Annotated in this window: 19 protein-coding genes and 1 tRNA gene; 10 read left to right on the top strand and 10 right to left on the bottom strand. The window is 58.1% G+C overall.

Annotated features, from left to right (window positions below):
• Nucleotides 1-602 precede the first annotated feature (602 nt).
• The 5 genes from ACP8MI_RS09950 to recR all read left to right on the top strand — a co-directional run bounded on the left by ACP8MI_RS09950 (nucleotide 603) and on the right by recR (nucleotide 6,298).
• Nucleotides 603-1,871: an aspartate aminotransferase type Ic gene (locus ACP8MI_RS09950; protein WP_049167802.1), complete on the top strand. Its 1,269-nt coding sequence runs from the start codon at nucleotides 603-605 to the stop codon at nucleotides 1,869-1,871.
• Nucleotides 1,852-2,430, top strand: coding sequence for a suppressor of fused domain protein (locus ACP8MI_RS09945; protein WP_284589891.1), 579 nt, complete (start codon nucleotides 1,852-1,854; stop codon nucleotides 2,428-2,430). Before ACP8MI_RS09950 ends, ACP8MI_RS09945 begins: the two co-directional genes overlap by 20 nt.
• A gap of 88 nt (nucleotides 2,431-2,518) precedes the next feature.
• Nucleotides 2,519-5,173 carry a DNA polymerase III subunit gamma and tau gene (locus ACP8MI_RS09940; RefSeq protein WP_284589892.1) on the top strand — a complete coding sequence of 885 codons (2,655 nt, stop codon included), beginning with the start codon at nucleotides 2,519-2,521 and terminating at the stop codon, nucleotides 5,171-5,173.
• Between the two features lie 126 nt (nucleotides 5,174-5,299).
• Nucleotides 5,300-5,638, top strand: coding sequence for a YbaB/EbfC family nucleoid-associated protein (locus ACP8MI_RS09935; protein ID WP_018121069.1), 339 nt, complete (start codon nucleotides 5,300-5,302; stop codon nucleotides 5,636-5,638).
• Nucleotides 5,639-6,298: a recombination mediator RecR gene (gene recR, locus ACP8MI_RS09930; protein WP_018121070.1), complete on the top strand. Its 660-nt coding sequence runs from the start codon at nucleotides 5,639-5,641 to the stop codon at nucleotides 6,296-6,298.
• 73 nt (nucleotides 6,299-6,371) lie between these two features.
• Here recR and ACP8MI_RS09925 read toward each other — a convergent pair whose 3' ends face one another.
• From ACP8MI_RS09925 to leuA, 5 genes are all read right to left on the bottom strand, one after another.
• Nucleotides 6,372-7,313: a siderophore-interacting protein gene (locus tag ACP8MI_RS09925; RefSeq protein ID WP_249606103.1), complete on the bottom strand. Its 942-nt coding sequence runs from the start codon at nucleotides 7,311-7,313 to the stop codon at nucleotides 6,372-6,374.
• 82 nt (nucleotides 7,314-7,395) lie between these two features.
• Entirely contained in the window at nucleotides 7,396-8,232 is an 837-nt protein-coding gene (locus ACP8MI_RS09920) for a type 1 glutamine amidotransferase (protein WP_018121072.1), read from the bottom strand.
• 15 nt (nucleotides 8,233-8,247) lie between these two features.
• On the bottom strand, nucleotides 8,248-9,624 hold the full coding sequence (locus tag ACP8MI_RS09915) for a Mur ligase family protein (protein WP_284589893.1): 1,377 nt from the start codon (nucleotides 9,622-9,624) through the stop codon (nucleotides 8,248-8,250).
• Nucleotides 9,625-9,655: 31 nt separating this feature from the next.
• Nucleotides 9,656-11,041, bottom strand: coding sequence for a DNA polymerase III subunit epsilon (locus ACP8MI_RS09910; protein WP_284589894.1), 1,386 nt, complete (start codon nucleotides 11,039-11,041; stop codon nucleotides 9,656-9,658).
• Between the two features lie 105 nt (nucleotides 11,042-11,146).
• On the bottom strand, nucleotides 11,147-12,970 hold the full coding sequence (gene leuA, locus ACP8MI_RS09905) for a 2-isopropylmalate synthase (RefSeq protein WP_201810185.1): 1,824 nt from the start codon (nucleotides 12,968-12,970) through the stop codon (nucleotides 11,147-11,149).
• Nucleotides 12,971-13,360: 390 nt separating this feature from the next.
• Here leuA and ACP8MI_RS09900 point away from each other — a divergent pair, with 390 nt between their 5' ends.
• Nucleotides 13,361-14,626 carry an aspartate kinase gene (locus ACP8MI_RS09900; protein WP_284572080.1) on the top strand — a complete coding sequence of 422 codons (1,266 nt, stop codon included), beginning with the start codon at nucleotides 13,361-13,363 and terminating at the stop codon, nucleotides 14,624-14,626.
• 36 nt (nucleotides 14,627-14,662) lie between these two features.
• Nucleotides 14,663-15,700 carry an aspartate-semialdehyde dehydrogenase gene (locus ACP8MI_RS09895; RefSeq protein WP_018121079.1) on the top strand — a complete coding sequence of 346 codons (1,038 nt, stop codon included), beginning with the start codon at nucleotides 14,663-14,665 and terminating at the stop codon, nucleotides 15,698-15,700.
• 160 nt (nucleotides 15,701-15,860) lie between these two features.
• On the opposite strand, the gene ACP8MI_RS09890 is transcribed toward ACP8MI_RS09895, so the two are convergent.
• On the bottom strand, nucleotides 15,861-17,168 hold the full coding sequence (locus ACP8MI_RS09890) for a YkvI family membrane protein (protein ID WP_018121080.1): 1,308 nt from the start codon (nucleotides 17,166-17,168) through the stop codon (nucleotides 15,861-15,863).
• 88 nt (nucleotides 17,169-17,256) lie between these two features.
• On the bottom strand, nucleotides 17,257-17,805 hold the full coding sequence (locus ACP8MI_RS09885) for an RNA polymerase sigma factor (protein ID WP_018121081.1): 549 nt from the start codon (nucleotides 17,803-17,805) through the stop codon (nucleotides 17,257-17,259).
• Nucleotides 17,806-17,957: 152 nt separating this feature from the next.
• Here ACP8MI_RS09885 and ACP8MI_RS09880 point away from each other — a divergent pair, with 152 nt between their 5' ends.
• The gene (locus tag ACP8MI_RS09880) at nucleotides 17,958-19,505 is read left to right on the top strand and encodes a catalase (protein WP_018121082.1); all 1,548 of its coding nucleotides are present in this window, start codon (nucleotides 17,958-17,960) and stop codon (nucleotides 19,503-19,505) included.
• Nucleotides 19,506-19,767: 262 nt separating this feature from the next.
• On the top strand, nucleotides 19,768-21,288 hold the full coding sequence (locus ACP8MI_RS09875; RefSeq protein ID WP_284589895.1) for a hypothetical protein: 1,521 nt from the start codon (nucleotides 19,768-19,770) through the stop codon (nucleotides 21,286-21,288).
• Between the two features lie 101 nt (nucleotides 21,289-21,389).
• On the opposite strand, the gene ACP8MI_RS09870 is transcribed toward ACP8MI_RS09875, so the two are convergent.
• Nucleotides 21,390-21,689, bottom strand: coding sequence for a peptidase M23 (locus ACP8MI_RS09870; protein ID WP_284589896.1), 300 nt, complete (start codon nucleotides 21,687-21,689; stop codon nucleotides 21,390-21,392).
• A gap of 128 nt (nucleotides 21,690-21,817) precedes the next feature.
• Between ACP8MI_RS09870 and ACP8MI_RS09865 the strand changes: the two genes are divergently transcribed.
• The gene (locus ACP8MI_RS09865) at nucleotides 21,818-23,335 is read left to right on the top strand and encodes a collagen-like domain-containing protein (RefSeq protein WP_284589897.1); all 1,518 of its coding nucleotides are present in this window, start codon (nucleotides 21,818-21,820) and stop codon (nucleotides 23,333-23,335) included.
• 231 nt (nucleotides 23,336-23,566) lie between these two features.
• On the opposite strand, the gene ACP8MI_RS09860 is transcribed toward ACP8MI_RS09865, so the two are convergent.
• Together ACP8MI_RS09860 and ACP8MI_RS09855 are read right to left on the bottom strand one after the other, a co-directional pair.
• Nucleotides 23,567-23,640: transfer RNA gene (locus ACP8MI_RS09860), tRNA-Pro, on the bottom strand.
• A gap of 123 nt (nucleotides 23,641-23,763) precedes the next feature.
• The gene (locus tag ACP8MI_RS09855) at nucleotides 23,764-24,687 is read right to left on the bottom strand and encodes a metallophosphoesterase (protein WP_375544303.1); all 924 of its coding nucleotides are present in this window, start codon (nucleotides 24,685-24,687) and stop codon (nucleotides 23,764-23,766) included.
• Between the last annotated feature and the right edge of the window lie 46 nt (nucleotides 24,688-24,733).

Raw genomic sequence — 24,733 nt, 5'->3', positions numbered from 1 at the left:
GAAGAGCTTGCTTTTCATTTTCGGAGAGGGGAATCGGCCGATGCTCGTTCTGAGGTTTACTGAAACTGGTATAGGCGCTTATGAGGGTCAGAATAAGGCAAAGAAATCCTACGCTTGCACGCCAAGACAAAGGTCCGTCTGACATAGCGATTAATAGGAGGCCCACAATAAAAAAGAATGCGGATCCACTGAAGAATTTGAAGTTCATTTTGTTTCCTTCACTGGGTATTGACGGTTTCCTAGCAGTTATCTTGGACCGCAGCGATTCCCAAAAGCTCAGCGGCAGTAGCGCCGGCAGCGCTCCATGTCAGCGAAACTCTAGCTGAAATAACTGTTGCCACAATTCTTTTTACCGTGGCTGACCTTACCGATGCCTATCTTTAGAAGGAGAGCGGCATGATTGAGGGAAGGCTATCGGTAGATGTGCCTATAAATCTACCCGGTGGGGATTATCAACATAATTCCGTGTGACTAAAGTTACAAACTGGTGACTGTGATCTCAGACGAGACTATCTGCAGGTTTCTTAGGAATCACAGATCTCACACAAACTCGCTACCATGGCAAGCAGCATAGATGTAATGGAAGGTAGGCGAGTACCCCAATGTCACTCCTCGACTTAGATACTGAGCAATTCAACGAACTAGCCCAGCAGGTGCGCAAAGATTACCAGGATCTGCAGGCGAAGAACCTGAACCTGAACCTGACGCGCGGTAAACCGTCGAACGAACAGCTCGATTTCTCCCACGATCTGCTTAGCCTGCCTGGCGACGACCCGATTGATGCCGACGGCGTCGATGTGCGCAACTACGGCGGATTGCTGGGAATCAAGCAGCTGCGCGAGATCTGGGCGAATGCCCTGGGCCGCTCGGTGGACAACACCATCGCGGCTGATTCTTCTTCTCTGAACATTACTTTTGACCTGCTGTTGTGGTCGTATACCTTCGGCAACAATGATTCCGTACGCCCGTGGAGCCAAGAAGAAAAGATCCGCTGGATCTGTCCGGTGCCGGGTTACGATCGCCACTTCACCATCACCGAAAAACTCGGCATCGAGATGGTGTCAGTTCCTATGCTTGACGACGGCCCGGATATGGACGCCGTCGCAAAGCTGGCCCAAGACCCGCAGGTGAAGGGCATGTGGGCCGTGCCGGTGTTCTCCAACCCAACCGGAGTGATCTTCTCCAAGGAAGTCTGCGAAAAGCTGGCTGCCATGGACACTGCCGCGCCAGATTTCCGCATTGTGTGGGATAACGCGTATGCGCTGCACACGCTGACCAACGAATTCCCAGAAAATTACAACGTGCACGAGATGGCCGCGGACGCGGGCAACCCGAACCGCTTCTGGGAAATGTCGTCGTCGTCCAAGGTCACGCACGCTGGCTCGGGCGTAGGCTTTTTCACCTCCTCGGAAGAAAACATCGCGTGGTATTCTTCCATCGCTAGCGCCCGCGGCATCGGCCCGAACAAGGTCAACCAACTGGCGCACGCGCGTTTCTTCGGAGACGAAGAAGGCCTGAAAGCGCTGATGCGCAAGCACTCCGGATCATTGGCACCGAAGTTCGACGCTGTCCTGGATCTGTTGGAAAAGAAACTGGGCGGATATGACGTCGCTAGTTGGTCGCATCCAGAAGGCGGCTATTTCATTGACCTCAACGTCATCGATGGCACCGCGACACGCGTGTGGGAGCTGGCGAAAGAAGCCGGAATTGAATTAACCAAGGCCGGTGCTTCCTTCCCGTACGGCAAAGACCCGCACAACCGGAATATCCGCCTAGCACCATCGATGCCTACCGCCGATGAGGTCGCTATCGCCATGGATGGTGTGGCTACCTGCGTGCTGCTGGCTGCGATTGAGAAGAAGGAGGCTTAAGCCCCTGCAATTCGAAGAAACCGGATATTGGCTCAGCCAACTCATCCCGGCCAAGCTGGAATTTCGCAAGCTCGATGAGTGGCGCATTGTCAGCGCACAGATCGACGAGCAACAAGCGCTGGCGGCAACCGCCAACTTCGGCGAGGTTGATACCGGGCTGACTAGTGATGAATCCGGCCAATCCGTGCGCTGCGAGCTGCTCGCCGTGGCGCAAGCCGAACAGCCCGCCATCGCGACTGCCGTTCTGGCCGCTGCAGAATTGCTGCGTTCGGCAGGCGGCGTGCTGCCAGCGCAACCGGGTGTGCTGCTGCCGGATATCGGCCAGAAATTCGCTGAGCTGGAACAAGATCATCTCACCGTGCGCCACGGTCTGCTGGCCGTGCCGTATTTGTGGTCTGGAAAGACGCCACGTCTGGAAGAAGACGACCGGCTTACGCTGATTTGCCAGTTGATCATGCTCACCGATGCAGAGTACGAATTTGCCGTGCAGCAAGGCGTCGGCAAGCTGCAGGACAAATTGTCTACCGAAGGCATTGATCCAGGCGACTGGGGACGGTAGTCCGAGCAGTAGTTGGCTCGGTAGTCGGCTTGGTGACTGTTGGGTCGGTGACTGTTTGGTCTGCTGGGGATATCGGTAAAGTAGTGGCGTGGCTCTTTACCGGAAATATCGCCCCGCAAGCTTTGCTGAGGTCATCGGACAATCGCAGGTCACTGAGCCTTTATCAGTGGCGCTCGATGCCCACCGCATCAACCATGCCTATTTGTTTTCAGGCCCACGTGGCTGCGGCAAAACCTCCTCGGCGCGCATCCTCGCGCGCTCACTGAACTGCGTCGAAGGGCCAACCTCGACGCCATGCGGGAAGTGCGATAGCTGCCGTGCGCTCGCCCCCGGAGGCCCCGGCAACCTGGATGTCACGGAGCTCGACGCGGCCTCCCACAACGGTGTAGAAGACATGCGTGAGCTGCGCGACCGCGGCCACTACGCGCCGGCGGAATCGCGCTACCGCATTTTCATCATTGACGAGGCGCACATGATCTCGCAGCAGGGTTTCAACGCTCTGCTGAAGATCGTCGAAGAACCGCCTGAGCACCTAATTTTTATTTTTGCGACCACCGAGCCGGAAAAAGTCATCGGCACGATCCGCTCGCGTACGCACAATTACCCGTTCCGCCTGCTGACGCCACCGGATATGAAAGCACTGTTGCAGCACGTGGTGGAAGAAGAAAACGTGCAGGTAGAAGATGCGGTCTATCCCTTGGTGATGCAAGCCGGTGGTGGTTCGCCACGCGATACTCTCTCGTTGCTGGACCAGTTGTTGGCCGGTGCGAAAGACGGGCAGTTGACTTACCAACAGGCGGCTCCGCTGCTGGGCGTGACGGATTTGGCGCTGATTGATCGTGTGATTGCCGCGCTTGCCGACGACGAAAAAGGCGAATTATTCCGCATCGTCAACGACGTCATTAATGCTGGGCACGAGCCCCGCCGTTTCGTGGAGGATTTGCTCGACCGCTTGCGGGATCTGTTGATTATCCAGGCTGTGCCCGAGGCATTCGATGAGGGGCTGGTTTCCGCCCCGCAGGATCGCGTGGCGGTTCTGAATGAACAAGCCGGATGGTTTAGCCCGGAGGCGCTGACACATTACGCGGACGTAGTAAACGAGCGCTTGCCACAGATGCGTGGGGCGACTTCACCACAGTTATTGCTGGAGATTTTGTGTGCGCACTTGTTGGCGCGGCCATACGTGGCAGCGGCGGGTAACACAGCTGATGCTGGGGCTGGGCCAGGCAGCGGTGTTGGCGCGGGGACCGGTGCCGGTCAATCGGGCCAGTCTGGTCGGGCAGGCCAGTCTGGACAGGGTGTTGCAGCCCAGGACGGTCGTCAGCACAACGGGCAGGGTGGTCCGCGTGGTGCGGCGGCCGCGTTGGCTGCTGTGGCGGCGATGGGTTCGGCGAAACCGCAGACGAAGTCGATGCCGTCGCACGGCCCGGCGCCTAAGGCACAGCCTGGTGAACATACTGGTGAACAGGTTGCTGAGCAGCACAAGGCAGCATCTGCTAGTGAGCACAACCCAGAAACGCCTAGAGCTGAGCAAGAAAATGTGGTTGGTGCTGTTGCCGAAGCAGTAAGTGCTGCCGATTCCACGGACTCTGCGTCGGCTAACGATGCTGTCCGTGCGCAACACACCGACGAGTCTGCGCAGCCAGACCATGCTGAAAAGCCAGACCATGCTGAACAGCAGCGTGCCGAGCAGCAGCCTAGTAAGCAGCAGTCTAATGAACAGCCAGGTGATGCACTCGAAATCATCCGCAGCCAGTGGACGAATATTCGCTCAAAGGTAGGGCAGAAAAACCGCGTCGCGGAAGTTATGCTCACCGAGGCAAAAGTTCTGGGGATCGACGGCGAGACCGTCGTGCTGGGGCATAACACCGGGGCTTTGGCTGAGCGCATTAATTCTGAGCGCAACAATGCCGTGATCGTCGAAGCGGTAAGCGCCGTCGTCGACCAGAAATTACAGGTCAAGTGCATCGTCGGCACGAAAGTTCCACCTGAACTTACGGCGCAACCGCGCACGACGCCGCAACCGCAGAAACCTGCGCAGCAGAATGACCAGTCGCGCCAGAATTCGCAGCCACAGCAGAATAACCAGCCGCCGCAGCAGGATCAATCGCAGGCAGAAACGCGCCCGCGGCAGGAAGCTCAACGCACAAGCAGTGACAGTGTCTGGCCAGAAACCAGCCGCGATGTTAACGCCGGGGCGGAATCAACGGACACTGCGGTGCGCGAGAGCAATGAGGGTTCTGGGCAATCCCACCGGCAGCAACCGGAGCCACATGAGAAACCATCCGCCAGCGCAAAGAACCAGGACTGGCGCGAGGTAGCTAACCAAGCAAAAAACCGGGCTCGTGAGCGCGCAGCACAAACCAGCGGCGATACCTTTGGCGACGGTGTCCCGCTGCCACCTGAACCGGCTGCAGAAGAGTCTGCACCGGACGAGCCGCCGCAAGCGCAGCCAGCACAATCGTCGGCAAGCTACATACAGAACGCACAGAACACACAGAATACGCAGAACGCACACGGCGCGCCGGGCAGCGCCGAAACCAGTAATGCCGAAAGAAACAACGCCGAAAACGGCAATGCACAAAACAGCAATGCGCAAACCGGCGGGGACGACACAGGCGCCAGCACAAGCACCAATACGGACACCAACGCCAACACCAGCACCGGTGAACGCAGCCCGGAAGAAATCCACGCCGCCGCGCGCAAGCTGCTGGAAACCGAGCTGGGCGCTCGCCCGCTGTAGTCTGTCCCAGTCCGTTGTAAACTGGGGCCGACGTGCGCGGCCACCCGCGCAGACGCCTAGCTATCGGGCTAATCCCCATAGCTATGCGTAAGAATGCACCACTACACCAAACAAGGAGTAGCAATAATGACGCAGCCACAAGACATGCAACAGCTCATTGCCCAGGCCGCCGAAATGCAGGCCAACCTGCAGAAGGCGCAGGAGGAGATCCTGGCCACCTCCGTTACCGGTAAAGCAGCCAACGGCCTGGTTGAGGTCACCATGACCGGCGGAGCGGAAGTTACCGACATCAAGATTGATCCGCAGGTTGTCGATGCCGACGACGTCGACACGCTGCAGGACCTGATCCTCGGTGCATTCCAGGACGGCCACCGCCAGGCTGGCGAGCTGGCCAAGGAAAAGATGGGCCCATTGTCGCAGGGCATGGGCGATGGCGACATCAACAACCTCATGGGTGGAATGTAAGTGTTCGAAGGTCCTTTACAAGACCTCATCGACGAATTCTCGCGCCTGCCTGGGATTGGGCCGAAAAGTGCCCAGCGGATCGCCTTCCATGTTCTGCACACAGAACCGGAAGACATTGACCGCCTCCAGCAGGCGCTTGCTGGTGTCCGCGACGGGGTTACGTTTTGCCGCATCTGCTGCAATATCTCCCGCGACAGCGTGTGCCGCATCTGCCATGATTCCGGGCGTGATCGCTCGATGATCTGCGTAGTCGAAGAACCCAAAGACATCCAGTCCATCGAACGCACCGGCGAATACACCGGCCGCTATCACGTGCTCGGTGGTGCGCTGGACCCGCTGGCGAATATTGGGCCGAAAGACCTCAACATCAGCCAGTTGTTGCAGCGCATCGGCGGTGTCGTGCAGGATCGCGAGCTGGCGGATTCCACCCCGGAACACCCGCTTTACGACGACGCCCCGGAGATTACCGAGGTGATTCTCGCGATGGATCCGAATACCGAGGGCGAGGCGACCGCGTCCTACCTGGTGCGCCTGCTGCGGGATTTCCCGGATTTGAAAATTTCGCGGCTGGCCTCCGGAATGCCGCTGGGCGGCGATTTGGAATTCGTCGACGAGCTCACGCTATCCCGCGCGCTGTCCGGCCGCCTGCCCGTGCGCTAGCGCTGCCGCCATCCGTGTAGCGGCCGCCGCGGGCCCGCTGAGTGCCCGCCGAGGCCAACGATACTTTCGCGACTTAGGGCCGCGGTTTCCCCGCGATCCAATACACGCACCACTGGATCGCCGCGGAATCCAAGCCGAAGACCGTCATACCCAGTTTGCGTGCGGTTTTCGCCATCCCAGACTCCCCACTGGCCCACAGATACTCCGGCTGAAATTCCGGGTGTTGGCGGGCCAGTTCTTGTACGTGGGCAGCCAGTAGTTCCTGGTGCTGCGCATAAGGGCCCGTGACGACGTCCACGCTGGCCAGCGTATTCTGCCACTGTTGCAGCGCGGCAGTTTCAATATCCGCCTCGGTTTCAGCGAGTGCGATCACGCGGGTGGTGCGCAGTGTATCCGGGTGGAAGCGCTGGCAGTATTCCAGAATCGCCCACACCGACGGCAGTGCTGAAGGGTCCGCGATGAGTAGCTGCCTGCTACTGGGGTGGTGCCACAACCCGCGGGAAGCATAGATCGCGCATTCGTCACCTGCTTGTGCACGCAGCACCCAGTTCAATCCCGGGGCGGGGAAGGTGTGGTCGTCGGTGCTTTCTCGGCCCGTGCGTTTGCCGTGCGTGGCCACATCAAAACACGCGGTCGCATTCTCCCGGTCCAGTGCGCGGAAAGTGTACCAGCGCAGCTCTGGACGCCACGCGGAATCGCAGGAGGCAATGACGGCGCGTAGGTTCGCGCGGTCGCCGTCGGCAAGCGCGTTTTCTAAGCCGTCCAAGCTGTGCGCAGCTGTGGGCATGATCAGCCCGAAAAACTCATCAGGTCCAGTCAGGCGCAGATCCGCGAAAGCGGGGGAGTGCAGGTGCACCCGCAGGAGTTCGTCGGCAAGCACCTCCACAGACGTTACCCGGCAACGCACGAAATGATGGCGTGCGTCGCCGGGTGGGTTGGACAGGGTGGTGTCGAGAAACTCGTGGAGTTTGTCAGAGTGCTCGGCGGTATCTTGCGAGGTATGTCCATCAGCCATGTGGTTTATCTTAGGCTAGCGTAAGAATTATTGGCCAGTGGGTAGCGTCTGCGCGCCGCGGCTATAATTTTGCGGCGTGCGCTTAGCGCAGGCGTTCGGTGCGCAGCTGCTCGATGGCCGGGATCTCCAACGGTTCCAGCTCATCCAACGTGCACCCCAATGCCATGGACAACACCAGATCCGCCAACTGCGGATTGCGCGCCAGGGCAGGGCCGTGCATGTAGGTTGCGATGACCGATCCTTGCACCGCGCCTTCGGCTCGAGTTTGCGCAGCAACATCGTCGGCTGCGCCAGCACGGGCAGCATCGGCATCGCAGTTACCAATACCAGTGGTGATAGCACCCAAAGGGTGGGCATCCGGGCCGAGCACACTGGCGCCCATGTGGTTTTCGAAACCAGTCAGCGGGGAAGTCAGGCTACTGGTGACACCGGCTTGCGTTGGTTGCGAAGCGACCTCACCAATCGCACGCTTTTGCAATGTGACGGTCCGGGCGTCAATTAAGCCCAGCCCCTCGACTTCCCGGCCCGCAGCGCGGAAAGTCTCGCCGACCAGCTGAAAACCAGCGCAAATAGCGAAAACTGGCGCACCAGCGCGGGCAGCTTTGTGCAGGCCGCCGTCGGCAAGCAAATGCTCTACTGCCAGGATCTGCGCGCTATCTTCGCCACCGCCCACGGTATAGGCGTCGAGCTGGCTTGGCACTGGCTCGCCGAGCTTGATCGGGTGAATCTGCGCCGAAATCCCCCGCATGCGGGCGCGTTGACGCAGCACCAGCGCATTGCCGTCGTCGCCGTAGGTGCCCAACACGTCCGGCAGCACCAGACCAATATTCAGCTCTGCCTTTTTCGCTGACTCGCTGGCTTCGGCAGTGCGCTCAGCTGCGTTATGGTTGGCCGCAGCGTTGTGCTTATCGTGTGCCATATTCGCTGCTATCTCCTAAGCTTCCTCGGAACGGGCGGTGGAATTTTTCGGCGCGGAATTCTGTACCTGCGCTGCCTGGGATGCAGAAGAATCACCGCGCTCTAAAGCCTTCTTCAAATCCCGGAAGGCAGTGTAATTCGCCAACACCTCAATACGCCCGGCTGGGCACGCATCGATGGCTTTCACCGGATCAGCGATTAACTCGTGGCTGATATCGGCATAAACCAAACGCACCGCCAGGTCTGTGCCACGCTCACCGGAAGCCTTTACGGACTGCTCGGCGAAATCCTCAAACGTGACATCCCACAGCCAGGACAAATCCTCCCCGTCGGCGACTTGCCCGTTCACCGCGATCACCAAACCTTCGGCGCTGCGATCCACCATGGACAACGCCTCTTGCCAGCCAGCCGGGTTTTTTGCCAGCAACAAGCGAATTTCATGCTCGCCGCGGGTGATCGTGGAATAACGCCCGGCGACATCATCCACCTGCTCGGTGGCGGACACAGCCTGTTCGAAGCCGACGCCGAAGGCCTCGACTGCCGCGGCGATGGCCTGGGTAGCGTTGCCCCGATTGGCCCGGCCCGGCAGGGCCAGGTTCATCGGGTGCGCGGCGTCGTCCAGCGACGAGCTGCGCGTAATGCCCTCGTCCGTGATCGTCCAATCTGGGGTGGGGCGTTCGAAGGTGGAGCCGTCGGCAAGCTTTTTCGCTGCGTACCAATGCTCGCCGTCGCGCACAATCGCGCCACCCGTGCGCGGGCAGGTGGTGGATTCACCGAGCCAGCCGCCGCCAGCGGCTACCCACACCACGTTCGGGGCGTCATAAGCCACCGAGGTGATCAGCACGTCGTCGCAGTTCGCGATGACAGTCATGTCCGGGTGCGCCGTAATGGCGCCGCGCAAAGTGCGCTCAATCTTGTTGATCTCCCCGACGCGGTCCAGCTGATCGCGTGACAGGTTCAGCAGCACCAGCGCCTGCGGATTGATCTTGTCCGCAACCTGCGGCACGTGCAGTTCGTCCACCTCCAGGGCGAGGACTTCAGCATGACGGCCCGTCAACAGTGCAGAGATGATTCCGGCATCCATGTTGTCGCCGCCCTCATTCGTGGCGACGGAATACTCACTGCGCAGCGCATTCGCCAGCATGCGGGTGGTGGTGGACTTTCCGTTCGTGCCGGTGACCAGCACAGCCGGGCGATCGTCGGCAAGATTGTGCATGACGTTCGGGTCGATCTTGTCCGCGAGCAAACCGCCGATCATGCCACCCGCTCCCCGGCCGGTTGCGCGCGAGGCTACCGTCGCCAAGCGAGCGACGGTTGTGGCCACCCGCGTGCGGGCACGGGACACGATGGACACCGGCGATGACGGTGATGACGACGCAGAAGACTTAGTCATAGGCATCTAGGATAGTAAAAAGGCGTGGTTACTAGTGGGATGTGTGGTTTGAGCCACTCGCAGGATTCGGTGTTCCTTTGCGCGAAGAGCTGCGGCGCCGCCTATGGGAACGGGATTTTTTCCGTGGCTGCTTTCCTGTTTGATTTTCATTCTGTTTTTCTGCCTGCTTGGGGTGCTGTTTCACGGACGCTTTGCCGGATTGTTGCTTCCCGGATTGTTGTTTGCCGGATGCCTTCCCCGCAGGCTGGCTAGGTACCGCCCGCGGGTGCGTGGATTGTTCCACTGGCGCATCAGGATCCGGGTGTGGCTTCACGCGGGTGAGCGCATCCAAAAAAGCGGTATCCCCGAGCAGCGGAATGCCTTTGCGCACCGCGTGCATAGCCTTGCCCCGCAGGTCAGTGGTCTTATTGCACACTACTACCGATACCCCGCGGTGCAGATGCTCGCGATACACCAACCCGGCCTCAGTCAACGCGGTGACGATGGTATCGGGACTATAACCGATCTCATCAGCAACCACGACCTCCATGCCCTCGACCAAAGACCGGCCCGGCACGTATTTTCCAGGGTTGGCTAAGGTCAGCTCGGCTTCGGCGGATTCCACGCGTATGTGGCTGCGTTGCAAACCACAGCGATCCGCCCGCAGATCATCCGGGTGGTAGCTAGCGATCAGCTCATGGTCAGCGCCCGATGACTTCTGTGCGGCTTCGTGCTGATGCTGAAAAATATCCCACAATAAATGCGTGGTTTCGCGGGTGGTTTCTTCTTGGCTGCGCCCAGCACGCACAGCTGATGCCACCGGACTAATCGCTGACAAACCCATCGCGCGAGCCACGCCGGCAGGTCGAATATCCGTGAACGGAACTTCTTGCCGACGCGCAGTGGCCAGCGTGTCGACGATTGTGGCAGGCTGCGGAACATGCCCGACGCGCTGGCGCTTGCGGTTGCCCTTGCGGGAGCGCCGCCGGTTGGCACGTGCAGCAGCACTCATCGCGCGCTTGGCCTCGGAAACCAGAAAACCCCAGGTTAACGGCAGATCGTGGACGATCAGCGTGCGGTCGTCGATAAGCCGGTCGAGTGGCTTCAGGATCTTGGCAAAGCGCTGGCCGTTGTTCACTTCTTCGCGGGAAAGCCCGTGATAATGCCGGGGGCCAGGGTCTTCGCCCGGGTTGAGTACGGCGTGAAAAGCCTCTCCGGTCTCGCCATCGTCGTTAAAAGTCACGGCATCGACTGCCACCAGGCGAGCAGTCGATGGATGAATACCGGAAGTCTGCACTGTGAGCGCCAAAAAAGGATAGGCGGCAACTGCCTCGCGGCGAGCCTGCTCTTTAGGATGCAGCTCACCCGAGGAGTCCTGGGTATTCGTGACGTTGTTGTCGGTGTTGCCGGTGTCGTCGGTATCGGTATGCGAGGTCATTAGTACAGCAGTCTAGTGCACTCCACAGAGGCCTAGCCTAAGTCTTGCAGGTCTCGTCCTACTGGGAGCTGTCCTATTGGGGCTGCGTCCTGTAGCGGCTACGTACTACAGGCTGGAATGCGCGCGGTTGGCAGCCGAAACCAGTGCCTTCAGTGAGGCGTACGTCGTCGAGCCTGCAATACCCACGCCCCAGACGCTGGAGCCGTTGATCGTCGCCAAGATATAACATGCGGCTTCGGCATCATCACCGGCGGTGCGGGCGTGCTGGGAGTATTCCAATACCTCGATGTCCAAGCCCAAGTTACCCAGCGCATCGGCATAGGCGGCGATTGGTCCGTTACCGGAGCCTTCGATGGTGCGCTCGGTGCCTCCGTGGATGACCTTGGCAGTAACGCTGGCGTCTTTGTCTTCGGTTTCCGCGTTGTTCACGGTGACAGAAACCTGTTCTACCGGGGAGTGTGTCTCCAGGTACTCGTTGGCGAAGATATCCCACATGGCTTTCGAATCGACTTCGCCGCCCTCAGCATCAGTGACGGTCTGCACAACGCGGGAGAAATCGACTTGCATGGCGCGCGGCATGGCGATGCCGTGGTCGGTTTTCATGATGTAGGCGACGCCACCCTTGCCGGATTGCGAATTCACGCGGATGACGGCTTCGTAATCGCGGCCGATGTCCTTCGGGTCGATCGGCAGATACGGAACTTCCCAGGTGGTCTCGCGCAACTCTTCCCATGCCACGTCGGAGCTGCTGGCTTGGGGATGCACGTTGGCAGCCATCGCATCCAACCCCTTGTTGATGGCGTCCTGGTGGGAACCGGAAAACGCGGTAAAGACCAGGTCGCCACCGTATGGGGAGCGCTCGTGCACGCGCAGCTGGTTGCAGTATTCGACGGTGCGACGGATCTGCGCAATATCGGAGAAATCGATCTGTGGGTCCACGCCCTGGGTCAGCATGTTCAGGCCCAAGGTCACCAAATCCACGTTGCCGGTGCGTTCACCATTGCCGAACAAGCAACCTTCGATGCGGTCGGCCCCGGCCAGGTAGCCCAGCTCAGCAGCTGCGACGCCTTCGCCGCGGTCATTATGCGGGTGCAGCGAGATGATCAGCGACTCGCGGTTGTCTAAGTTGCGGTGCATCCACTCGATGGAATCGGCATAAACATTAGGGGTGATCATCTCGACTGTCGACGGCAGGTTGATGATCAGCGGGTTTTCGGGCGTCGGCGCCATGATTTCCGCGACCGCATCGCAGACTTCCTTGGCAAAATCCAGCTCGGTACCGGTGAAGGATTCCGGGGAGTATTCCCAGCGCCAGTTGGTGTCTGGGTAATCCTGCGCGATGGTTTTGATCAGCTCTGCGGCCTCGGTTGCCAGCGCCTTGATTGCCGGGCGGTCTTTCCGGAAGACGACGCGGCGCTGCAACTTCGACGTGGAGTTATAAAAGTGCACGATGACGTTTTTCGCGCCCTCACAGGCCTCAAAGGTCCGCCGGATCAGGTGCTCACGAGCCTGCACCAACACCTGGATGGTGACGTCGTCAGGAATTAAATCCTGCTCAATGATCTCGCGGACAAAGTCGAAATCAGTTTGGGATGCGGAAGGGAAACCCACCTCGATTTCCTTGTAACCCATGTTCACCAGCAGTTCGAACATGCGACGCTTGCGCTCTGGGCTCATTGGATCAATCAAAGCTTGGTTTCCGTCGCGCAGGTCCACCGCGCACCACTGCGGGGCGACGGTGATCTTTTTATCCGGCCATGTGCGGTCCGGCAGCTGGATGTCTTCGACTTCTTGGGCGAAAGACAAGTAGCGATCCACCGGCATAGACGAGCCTTTTTGCTTGTTCCACGCCGGTTGGTTCTCATTACGTGGGCCGTTGGGCTTGCGTACCTGGCGGGGTGCAGAGATGAAAGCGTCGTTAGGGGACATGGTGATTCCTTTTGGTTACAGCGGAGTTCGGATTGAGCAGAGTTCGGATTGAGCGGTGCCTGGTTTTCACAGGAGCTCTGTTCGGCCGGCATATGTGCGTGCCCGGGGCGAGGTGCAACAGCTACGCGAATAACCGCGACGGGGTGCCGACCAAACTGTCGTTGTTGGCTCTAAAACCCGCCGCGGCTGCTAAGGAGAAGAAAGCGTGCCCCGGAAATCATGTGGTACAGACTACACAAAATTTGTTGTGTGTGCGAAAGTCGCCGGATATTTCGGGATGCATATAAGTCTGGGACGCAGGGCACATACTATGATATGAATAAGCATTAACCTGCGTTTTTGAGCCGCAAAGACAGCAGAAACGAACGATCAGGAAGGGCAGCTGGCCTCATGGCACTAGTTGTGCAGAAATACGGGGGTTCATCCCTAGAAAGCGCGGAGCGGATCCGGGCGGTAGCAGACCGTATTGTTGCCACGAAAAAGGCTGGCAATGACGTCGTCGTGGTGTGTTCGGCGATGGGTGATACTACCGACGAGCTGCTAGACCTTGCGGCGTCGGTGAACCCAGTTCCTCCACAGCGCGAACTCGATATGTTGTTGACTGCCGGTGAGCGAATTTCGAATGCTCTGGTGGCGATGGCCGTGGATTCGTTAGGGGCGAAGGCGCAATCATTTACTGGTTCCCAGGCTGGTGTGCTGACAACCGAGCGGCACGGCAATGCCCGTATTCTTAACGTCACCCCGGAGCGTCTGCAGGAATCGCTGGACGAAGGCAAGATCTGCATCGTCGCTGGTTTCCAGGGCGTCAACAAGGACACTCGTGATGTCACCACGCTTGGGCGCGGCGGTTCGGATACTACTGCTGTGGCCTTGGCGGCGGCTTTGAACGCGGATGTGTGCGAGATTTATTCCGACGTCGACGGTGTGTATACGGCTGATCCGCGCATTGTGCCGAATGCCCGCAAGCTGGAACAGCTGTCATTCGAAGAGATGCTGGAAATGGCTGCCGTCGGCTCCAAGATCTTGGTGCTGCGCAGCGTCGAATATGCCCGCGCGCACAACGTCGCACTGCGTGTACGTTCGTCTTATAGCAACGACCCCGGCACTTTGGTGTCCGGTTCAATGGAGGATATCCCAATGGAAGATGCAGTACTGACTGGTGTTGCCACCGATAAGTCCGAAGCCAAGGTGACCGTGCTGGGTATTCCAGATAAGCCGGGCGAGGCTGCCAAAGTGTTCCGTGCCATCGCGGATGCCGAGATCAATATCGATATGGTGCTGCAGAATATCTCCACCGTGGAAGATGGCATCACTGACATCACCTTTACCTGCCCGCGTGAAGACGGCCCACGGGCGGTGGAGATCTTGTCGAAGCTGAGCCGTGAAGGTAACTGGTCGCAGGTGCTTTACGACGATCAGGTGGGCAAGGTGTCCCTGGTTGGTGCCGGAATGAAATCGCACCCAGGCGTGACGGCTGATTTCACCGAGGCATTGCGCGATGCTGGTGTGAACATGGAACTGATTTCGACCTCTGAGATCCGAATTTCCGTCCTGCTGCGCGAATCGGATCTGGAAAAAGCCACCCGTGCGCTGCATGATCGTTTTGATCTCGGCGGTGACGAAGATGTCACCGTCTATGCTGGAACCGGACGCTAACCGCCACCACAACTGCTCTGGGAGGAGACCTCAACTATGACCACACTCGCCGTCGTCGGTGCCACTGGACAGGTAGGCCAGGTGATGCGCCAAATTCTGGAGGAACGCGAGTTCCCCGCAGATAAGGTGCGTTTTTTCGCGTCTGCGCGTTCGGCTGGCACGGAGCTGGATTATCGCGGCGAGCGGATCACCGTGGAAGATTTGTCGAAGGTGACCGTCGAGTCCGTCTCTGACGTTGATATCGCACTGTTTTCCGCCGGTGGCGCCACCTCGAAGGAATGGTCGCCGGTGTTTGCAGAAGCTGGCGCGATCGTGGTGGATAACTCCTCGGCGTTCCGGAAGGACCCAGAGGTGCCGTTGGTGGTTTCTGAGGTCAACCCGGAGGCCGTGAAAGAGGTGCCGAAGGGCATTATTGCGAACCCGAATTGCACCACGATGGCCGCGATGCCGGTGATCAAGGCGTTGCACGACGTTGCTGAGCTGAAGCGGTTGAATGTTTCTTCTTACCAGGCGGTTTCTGGTTCTGGTTTGGCTGGCGTGCAGGCGCTGGCGGCCCAGATTTATGAGGCAGGAGAGCACGCAGTTGATCTAACGTACGACGGCAGCAAACTCAATGGTTTGGACACCGCCCCGTACGTGGCTCCGATTGCTTATAACGCGTTGCCGATGGCTGGAAATCTTGTCGACGACGGTTCTTTGGAAACCGATGAGGAACAAAAGCTGCGCAATGAGTCGCGCCGGATCCTTGGTCTGCCGGATTTGCGCGTTTCCGGAACCTGCGTGCGTGTGCCGGTTTTCAGCGGGCACACCATGACGGTGCATGCGGAATTTGCCCGCGACATCACTCCGGACAAGGCTGTGGAAGTACTGGAGCAGGCTCCGGGAGTGAAGGTCGTCGATGTGCCGACTCCGCTGGCCGCGACCGGCATTGATGATTGCTTGGTAGGACGCATCCGCCAGGATCAATCGCTGGATGGAAACAATGGCCTGGTGCTGGTGGTCTCTGGCGATAACCTGCGTAAAGGCGCAGCACTGAACACGATTCAAATCGCTGAGCTGCTGCTAGAGCGTTAGCGGTTGACACGGCCGCGGCCGACGGCTGTGGCTGAGGCTCGTGCTATTGCTTACGACAACCTAAAAGCAGGCACCCACTCGGTTTTCCGGTGGGTGCCTGCTTTCGTGTGTATTCCTGCTTCGTGCTTGCTCCGGATTAGTCTTTATTCCGGGTAAGTGTTTATTCCGGCTTGGTGTGTTCCACGTAGACCACGCTGCCAGCAGGCATATCGCGGTCGTAGTCAACGTCGGGATCGTTTTCTAGCTCGTCGTCGATTTCTTCTTTGATGCTGTGCAAGAATTCCTCGGAACCCATGTTGGACTGGGCTGCCAGGGTTGTCAGCTCGCGGTCGTTCTTTTTGCTGAAGCGCACGCGCGGGTCAACCTTGCGGGACATGAGTTCGCGGCCGCGGCGACGACGCTGGCCTTCGGTGCGCATGGTGCGGAAATTGCGCACCCAGGCCCAGATCAGTACGACGATCAACAGCATGCCGATATAGCCCAGCACTGGGTAGACGTAGCTGACCAGCTGGCGGAAGCCAACGAAGGACAGCACGAAACCGATCAAACAGGCCGCGACGTAGACGCGGAAGAATTTTTCTGGTGAGTTGCGTGTCAGCCGTTTCGCCAACGCATAGAACATACCGATGGCGGTGTTGAAGACCATGCCGTAGAGCACGACCGTCATGATGTGGCCCAATGCTGGGTGCAGGCTGATCATCAGCGCTAGCATCGGCATATCTGCATCTTTGGTGGTCTCGACTGTGAAGTACATGCTCATGACCAGCAACAGCAGCAACGAGAGGAAGACCGCGCCGCCGATGGCACCGCCGATACCTGCCTCGCGGGTGTCCATGAAGCTACCGCCGATCACAATGGCCATGGACACGGCGACGATCACCTGGAAGGCAATGTTGTTGATCGCAGAAATCCACCAGTTTGGCAGAGTGGTGTGTACTTCGGTGGAAGCTTGCTGAATATTATCCCAGTTCGGGTCTACCGTGATTACCGTGTAGATCGCGGTACCCAGCACCATGATGATCAAAAATGGTGTGATGACACCGATGACCGCGGTGGTTTTTTCGACATCCAGCAATCCCACCAGGATGGTCATGATCAACATCAAGGTCGCGCCGATCCACGTCGGCCAGCCCCAGGCTTCTGTGAGGTTGGAGCCACCACCGGCGAACATCACGAAACCGATGGAAAATAGCGTCGCGATGGTGCCCCAGTCCAAAATTTTCGCGATGATCGGGCTGTTGGTGATGCGGTCAATCACGGCAGTGTGCTCGCGGGCTTGGTAGTAGCTGCCGAGCTGCAAAATGGCGATACCACAGATGATCATGACGACGGAGCCGAGCAATGCTCCGACAATTCCCCAGTTTCCGAAGGCCACGAAATAGGTCATGGCCTCCTGCCCGGATGCGAAACCGGCGCCGGCCAGGGTTCCGACGAAGGCCATCGAGATGGCTAACGATCGTTTGAGCATGAAGACAACAACTCCGAATCTGTGAGCGCGCTGTGAACGCGCATCCGAAAAACTATGAACGTTCAACGGAATATAACAGTTTCTGTGATTAATTGTCGTATTCTGCGAGAATATCTTTCCGTGCCCGCGCCACGCGTGAGCGAATCGTGCCAATGCGAACGCCCGCGATTGCTGCGGCTTCTTCGTAGGAATAGCCCAACACTTGGGTAAGCACCAACGCTTCACGACGCTCATCGGGTAGCGATGCGATCATCTGGCGGGTATCGATCCAGTCGCTCCAGGTGGAGGAATCTTCGTGGGTGGGCTCTAGATCTTCTAATTCAGAGTGTGATTTCCGGGGACGGGCACGCTCGTGGCGGATGTTATCGATCCAGACTCGGCGGGCGAGTGAGAGCAACCACGTGCGCGCGGTTGAGCGCCCTGCGAAGCGGGGGAGTGCGCCCATGACGCGCACATAAGTGTCTTGGGTGAGGTCGTCGGCAAGCTCGGGGCCGGCCAGGTGGGCTAGAAAACGCCAGACGTCGTCATGAGTTTCTTTGATGAACGCGCTCAACGCTGCGCGATCACCACGGCCGGCTTGTAATGCCAGCTGCGTGGTGCGGGCGTCGCGGCTCGCAGGCGAAGGTTGGGCGTTCACTTAGATGAGGTTACCAGCGCCGATATTTATTCCTGAGTAGAGATTTGGGGTCTGCCAGTGTGATTGCGCACTCTTATGTATGCAAGTAGACTATCAATTGACCTCATCCCCATAAGAGTGTCTAATCAATTGCTAACAGGAGTGAGCATTCCATGACTAAGAACATTGATGACAAGCTGGATCAGGGCCAGCGGGAGGACGCCCCAGGCACCACCACTCGCCAGGGTGGCCAGCCAATCGCCTCGGAAAACATTTCCATCACCGCCGGCCCACAGGGTCCCAACGTTTTGAATGATTTGCAGCTGATCGAAAAGCTGCAGTCCTTCAACCGTGAGCGCGTTCCAGAACGCAACCCACACGCCAAGGGCCACGGCGCATTCGGTGAATTCCATGTCACCGAAGACGTGTCTGCATACACCAAGGCTGACCTGTTCCAGCCGAACAAGGTCACCCCAATGGGTATTCGTTTCTCCACCGTTGCTGGTGAGCAGGGCTCCCCTGACACCTGGCGTGACGTCCACGGATTCGCACTGCGTTTTTGGACTCAGGAAGGCAACTTCGACATCGTCGGTAACAACACCCCGACGTTCTTCCTGCGCGACGGCATCAAGTTCCCAGATTTCATTCACTCCCAGAAGCGCACCGGTGCTTCCGGCCTGCGCGACGCTGACATGCAGTGGGATTTCTGGACTCGTACCCCTGAGTCCGCACACCAGGTCACTTACCTGATGGGTGATCGCGGTACCCCGAAGACTTCCCGTCACCAGGACGGCTTCGGTTCCCACACCTTCCAGTGGGTGAACGACAAGGGCGAGGCTTTCTGGGTGAAGTACCACTTCAAGACCCAACAGGGTTGGGAGTGCTTCACTGACGAAGAAGCTGCCGAGATGGCAGGTCAAAACGCTGACTACCACCGTGAGGATCTGTTCAAGGCGATCGAAAATGGCGACTACCCACGCTGGGACGTCTACGTTCAGATCATGCCTTTCGACGAGGCTGAGAACTACAAGTTCAACCCATTCGATCTGACCAAGGTGTGGTACACCGAGGACTACCCACTGCAGAAGGTGGGCTACTTCGAGCTGAACCGCAACCCACGCAACAACTTTGCGCAGATCGAGCAGATCGCTCTGGATCCATCCAACATCGTTCCGGGTACCGGCCTGTCACCAGACCGCATGCTGCAGGCTCGCGCATTCGCTTACGCTGACCAGCACCGTTACCGCATCGGCACCAACTACCGTCATTTGCCGATCAACCAGCCAATCAACCCTGTGAACACCTATAATCACGAGGGTTCGATGCAGTACAACTTCAACGGCCCAGATCAGCCGGTCTACACGCCGAACCGCTTCGACAAGGGCGCTGGCTACCTGGATGATGGCGAGACTTCGTCGTCGAACCACACCAGCTACGGTCAGGCTTCTGACTACTACGTCAACCCAGACCCACACGGCACCGACTTGGTTCGTGCGGCATACGTCAAGCACGAGCAGGATGATGACTTCACCCAGCCACGCAAGCTGTACGAAGAAGTCATGAATGACGAAGAGAAGGACCGTCTGGCGCACAACATCACCAACGCCATGGCTGGTGTTTCCGAAGGCGTCGAGCAGCGTGTCTACGAGTACTGGGACAACGTCCACGAGGACTTGGGCGCAGCTGTACGCAAGAAGTTCGCTGAGAAGTACAAGAACTAATCTTCTCCAACTTCGCAGGCTCGGCTGCGGACGGAGGTCATACGTCTGCTAGCTAGCCCGCGAAACCGCTGAGGGGTCGCAACGCTTATTCGTTGCGGCCCCTTTTCGCATGCCGGATGGCAGGTGGAATCAGCTGGCTAGTGGGCAGATGAACCAGGAATAAGGGCTCGGGGCGTGTGCCTGCATGTGATTGTTGTTGTTTATGTGACTCGCCGGGGTAGCTGCCGCACGGGAAGCTGTTTCGGAACTAAAGTGCCCGGGTATGAACGATTCTTCGTCCACGGCGCACAACCAATTCCCTTCAGCACATGCTGCGGCAGCGGCAGCATGTAATAGTAGGTTTGGGGAACCACCTGCACGCGGGTCGCGTATGCGGGGGCTTGTGGCGCTGTTGGCGGTGGTCTTGCCGTTGGCGGTGGGCGCGGTGATTGCTGCTATTGCTTCGCTGGGTCCAGCAGATAGTTGGTCGTCGGCTGAAGAACCAACGGGAGCACCTGCGGTAGAGAATCCGGGTGTGGATACCAGCAAGTTGGTTGATGCACGTCGTGCCGCTGGACAAGCGTCGTCGCAGGCTGGAATCTTGCAAAATGCGATCGATGAGCTGATTGGTGAGCTCGAAGGCGTCGGGGGAGATACACAGGAATTAGCCGGGGCCGTAGGCGAGGCTGCGGATGGAGCTGACCGTCTGCGCCAGGGGTTGGTCGAGTTGCAAGCAGGTACTGGACAACTAGGCAACGGCGCCAGCGAGCTGGCCAATGGCGTCGGCCAGGCGGTGGATCAAGTCGTTGGTTTTGGTGCAGTGCAAGGCCAACTTGTGGAGGCTGCTGACCGAGCAATTACAGAACTGCGCGGTGTTGATGCGCCTGAGGCGAAACAAGCAATTTCCGATTTAGAAAGCCTGCGCCGGCAGGTGGAGAATTTTAATTTCCAAACCGAGGTAGCTGATGACCTCCTGGCGATGAAAAAAGGCTCACGTGATCTGGCGAATCAGCTGAACGTTCCTGGTTATGGTTTCCACGACGGAGTTTACGAGCTAACTAATGGCTCTAAGAACTTGTCGGCTGGGCTGCAAGAACTTCGTGCGCGCGTCGACGAGGCCACCGCCGGTCTTGGTGAATTCGATAGCGGCGCGGAGCGCTTGGAGACGATGGCGCAGAGCAACAAACAAAAATCTGATGCGGTAAGCCGTGCAATCCCGGCAGGCCCGCGTGGCGAGGAAGGTGCTGAGGAACAAGCAGCACACGGAGTGTTGCCACCAGTGGTGGCCATGTTGGTGGCCGCACTGGTGATGCTGGCAGGTGTTGTCATGGCTGTGATGAGCCAGTTCTTTGCAGCTGCTTGGGCAGTGCAGCTAGGCGGTGGTGTATTGGCCGCTGCCAGCGGCGCGGTATTGGTTGGTCTGCTGGGTGATGGACTCAGCGTGGCGACAGTCGCGATCGCTGCAGGCGTTTCGGCGTTAAGTGCGTGGGTTGCTGCCGGGTTCACCTGGGCCTTGATGCGGATTGCTGGGATGCGTGTGGGAATAGTGATAGCCGCTGTTGCGGGCATTGCGCAGGTCGGCGTGGTTGGCTGGGTTTGGCAGGCTGCTGCGAGTGCAGAGATTTCACAAGCATGGTCTGCGCTGGCTGGATTATTGCCGCTGCATTGGTCCACCACCGCGTTGAGCACAATTTCCAATGACGGCGATAGTCTGGGGCTGTGGATTGCGCTCGTGGCTTTGGCCGTCAGCGCGATGGTTGGGGTTGTTGCGGCGCCGCTGCTGAATCGGCGTCATATGAATTAGTGGTTTAAGTACGAGATGTAGCACTTAGGGCCTGTGCGTGTGAAGGTTATTTTTGCACCGCAGACCAGGTGCGCCACTTCGGGCACAGTGCTACAGCGGGACTATAGCGAGATTTCTTCCGGCTCACCGTAAAACTCTTCCGGAATGGAGAGTGGGGTGGGCCCTTCTTTTTTGAATGCTTCCAGCCGCGGCTTCCACTCCTTGGGCAGTGATCCGAGCTGTTCGAGCTCATTAGTTTTGCGGTTGACCATGATGGGCCCTTTGCCGGCTTCTGGGGTCGCTGGGGCAAAAAGCCACCAGGTTTCAGTTTCAGCAGCGCCAGATAGTTTGCCGCGGCGTTGGTGAACCCATTTGGCGGCGTCGTAAAAAGTTAGTGGTTCTAGTGAGCCTGCGGTATCCATGGGGATAGTCTAGTCCTGGATAGTGATATTGGATACATCGGGGTTGGTTGAGAATTTCAATAAAGCGATACACTGGGAAAGCTTTTCGCGAGCTGTATAAGATGCGAAAAATTGCATTTATGTAATGGATGTCATTATCAATTTTATTGTTTTCTGAATTGATTCAGTGTTTAGTTATTCCCGACTCTATTTCGCAGAAGAAAAATAGAGTTCGTGTACCCACAGAAGTGGTGTTGCACTCGGCTTTTGAAGAGAAACCCGGAGACCACATCGTGGCTAGAAAGAAGTCAGTTGGCGTAACTGCATGCGCAGTTTTCGCACTGAGCCTGGGGCTGCTGACCCCAATCAATACTGCTCATGCACAGGAGCAAGAACCAGCTAATTCAGCAACGCAACTGTGCCCAGTCGAAGATTTTAGAGTTAAATCAACTGGCATCTCTTGGGAAATTAACCCAGCGGCAGGAGATAAGTTTGACACAAAAGATCCTAAAATTGGCGTTGATGACAACCAGCGACCTGTTGCAGCCAACTTTCGTGGTGCCCTTGATGATGCGTCAGTCACGTTAGATGCAAACGATATCCTTATTGGGGGTGCTGTAGTTGGGGAAGGCCGAATCACTGTTGCAGGGACGACCATTGCCCGACCAACTGTGACTATTGGTTCAGGGAAAAGGGTAACAGTCTCTGCGCTGGTAGATGGTGTAGGAAGAACAGTTGCTACAGGAATTCTGGGTAACGAATACGCTGAAAAGCAACAGGTGCTGGATAGTTACACGACTCAGTTTGGAGCGCGCGTTACTAAGCTAATCTTTGCTAGCGACGTTCCTGATGGGGTTAAAGCTGCGTTGTCAGGCGACATTACGATTTATGGCGAGGTAGCGCCGATTCGTAAGGAGAATTGCACCGAAGACGAAAAACGCGGAGTTCAAGGGCCACGTGGCCCAATTGGGCCGCAGGGTAATCGTGGTCCAGCTGGTCCAGCAGGCCCTCCGGGTACCCCGGGTAAAGATGGAGAAACCGGCCCACAAGGTGATCGCGGACCTGCAGGCCCGGCAGGCCCTCCGGGCAGTGAGGGTAAGCCAGGCCCACAGGGTCAACCTGGTAAGCGGGGCCCGCAGGGTGAACCTGGACAGCGTGGTCCGGCAGGCCCTCCAGGTGAAGACCTGAAAATCAAAAAGCAGTACGACGATGCACAAGGCAATATCGTCGTCGAGTTCACCAACGGTCAAAAGATCGTCATTCCGAAGGGTAAGGATGGTGCTGCAGGCCAGGACGGAGCTGCCGGAAAAGACGGTGCAAAGGGGCAAGATGGCAAAGATGCCAAGCCACTGACCATCGTTGGTCAAGAGAGCAAGGACGGCAAAGTCATCGTTAAATTCTCCGATGGCAGCACCGTAGAAATCCCATTGCCGAAAGACGGTAAGGATGGGATGGATGGCAAGCCAGGTAAAGATGGAAAAGATGGCAAGCCAGGACCGCAGGGGCCAAAGGGTGAGCAGGGTGAAGCACCGTCGTCAAGCGTCGGAGGTATCTTCGACTCCATCATGAAGGCGCTGGCAAGCTTGTTCACCGGTCCATCGTTGTTGGGTGGCTTCTTCAGCAAAATTATGGATCTGCTAAAAACCTTAAGTGGTATGCAGAGCTAAACCACCGATTTCATCCCTCCTAGTGAAACACGGGAAGTGCGCGCCTTAAGGGCCTAGACCGAAAGCAACTAGGTCACCAGATGCACGCGCGGCCGCATCCTGCCTCAACAGGGGGCTGGGTGCGGCCGTTGGTGTTTAACCCTGTTTAACCCTTAACCCGGCGTTTGCGTTGGGTGGCACCCGCGCATAGCGAAAACCCGGGAAGAAAAATCTTCCCGGGTCTTCTTGTTGTCGGGGCGACAGGATTTGAACCTGCGACCCTCTGCTCCCAAAGCAGATGCGCTACCAAGCTGCGCTACGCCCCGCCATCGCGATGAAGTATTAATTTCTGCGACTTGGATATCTTATTATAGCGCGCATAAAGAACACAAATCGGGCTACAAAAGGCTAAGAAACCGCAGCGTACGCAAGGGAAACGTCGACAAGCGTTACGTGTCTTTTTCGGTAATGCGTAATAGTGTTGCTGATGGTCGGCAGAACAATCGCACCGGAGCATACTTCGAGGTGCCCAAGCCGTTAGACACATGCATCGCCATGCCATCGAAGTCATGCAACCCCTGTACACGATCGCGATCAATCCCGCAGTTGGTCACCAGCGCCTTGGACCCTGGCAAACACACCTGCCCGCCGTGCGTATGCCCAGACAGCGACAGCTGGTAGCCGTCGGCAGCAAACCGCTGCAACACCCGCGGCTCTGGGGCATGCAACAGAGCCAGCGCCAGATCCGCATCCGGGTTGGGCGCGCCGGCGATCTCGTCGTAGTCATCGAAATCATGGTGCGGATCATCCACGCCGGCGACCGCCAAACGTACATTGCCGACCCGGAACTCGTGACGTCGCTGATTCGCATCAAGCCAGCCGCGCTCAATAAACGCCGCACGCATATCGCGCCACGGCAAATCCACATACGAAGGCGTGCGCTTTTTACCCGTCAGATACCGGAATGGGTTGACCGGCTGCGGGGCCCAGTAATCATTCGTGCCCCACACGAACAACCCCGGGGTGTTGAGAAGCGGATCCAAGGCGCGGAGAACATCGGGAACCGCGTGCTCGTCGGAAAGGTTATCGCCGGTGTTGACCACCAAGTCCGGCTGCAGCCGGGCTAGATCGCGCACCCAGGCGATCTTCGTGGATTGACCGGGAATCATGTGTAGATCTGAGACGTGCAGAATCCGGAATTCGGGCTTCCCATGGGCGCTGCGTTTTTTGCCCAGTGTGCCTTTAGGTAGTAGTGGCAGCGTGTGCTCTTTGAGCTCGAAGCGGTTGAGCTCTGAGACCGCCCAGGCCAGCGTTCCAGCGCCGACCCCAATGGCGGCAGCGGTAGTGGTGGTCAGTGCAGTTTTCCACGTAATAGTCACTCCCCCTAGTCTAGTCAGACTCGGGTGGCGAGCTCATTGC

It is taken from the genome of Corynebacterium sp. LaCa_70 (assembly GCF_058182015.1).
The sequence above is the reverse complement of the archived record's forward strand: the minus strand, read 5'-3'. Positions and strand labels throughout refer to the sequence as shown.